Genomic DNA, 1,090 nt, shown 5'->3' with positions numbered 1-1,090 from the left:
GTTTCTCCATGAGTTCGCCAGGTACTCTCTCCATCAGCGGCGTGACCGCCTCCTTACCTTCGAGAATATGGCGAAGAATGCTTTTTTCAGCCTCATACGACGCACGGGAAACCAGCAGGCCTGTGCCATAGCCTTTTGCCACATCCACATACAGTAAATCACCGCGTTTTATCTGCGCATTGATTTCCCCTCCCAGGTCAGTAAAACTGGTTCCTTCTGCAGCAAACGACTTCGCCTCTGTCAGCAGGTCCACCATGCTGAAGGCCAGGTTTTTACTTTCCAGCACAGGAAGGGCCAGATGAATGGCCTGCTGTGCCGGCGTGTGAAGCCCTGCTTTCTGCAGACTGATAGCGGTTTCCAGCAATATCTCACCGGCACGCGCCTTTATCTGCTCAGAAACCACCGTAAAGGAGGGATGGCGGGCAAGTTTTTCCGCAGTACGGGTTTCATCCAGCGATGAATACAGCCGGACATCACGACCGCTGCGGGCCAGACCGTTCAGGGTGGCGTTGTCCATTGCCATCTGTGTGACGGAGGCAAAAACCGTCGCACTGTCGCTGACGGAATGCCCGGGCGTTTCCACCCAGCCGTTCTCCAGCTTCAGTGCCGTGAACGGTGAATCAGCCACAGGCAGGGAGGCCGGTTCAGCACGTCCCGGCACAACAACCGTCATCGCATCTTCACTGACGGATGTCACCTGCAGGCGGTCACCGCCGGAGACGCGGAGTCCGGGAATTTTCCCTGTCACCCTCAGACGCTCGCCGTCTGCCACCGGCATTTTCTCCGGCCGGAACAGCGACCAGCTGCTGTCCAGAGAAGAAATACGCACCACCTGCGTTTCACCCTGCGCATCCCGCAGGGTCAGGCTGTGACTCTGCGCCGTCACCCGGTCTATCACATAGCGGTCATGACTGCGTGTCTCCGGGTTCCACTGCTCCATCACCATCCCCGGGCGGTACATATCCCGCAGGTAACGGCTCCGGCTGTCCAGCCAGACCGGTGACAGGGCGGTCATGGTTACCTCCGGGTGTCCGAGCACGCCCTGTGTTTTCAGCTCACTGCGAATGGCCTGTGTCAGTATGGCCTGTTC

The 1,090-nt window shown here is 58.4% G+C and carries 1 pseudogene; it reads right to left on the bottom strand.

The features are described from left to right. Window positions 1–1,090 (bottom strand): annotated as a pseudogene (locus tag K0778_RS26280) (conjugative transfer relaxase/helicase TraI); the annotation flags it as partial.

Origin of the sequence: Escherichia sp. XD33, from assembly GCF_019375075.1 — a bacterium.
GTDB lineage: Bacteria > Pseudomonadota > Gammaproteobacteria > Enterobacterales > Enterobacteriaceae > Enterobacter > Enterobacter flexneri_A.
This window is presented reverse-complemented; position numbering and strand designations above follow the sequence as displayed.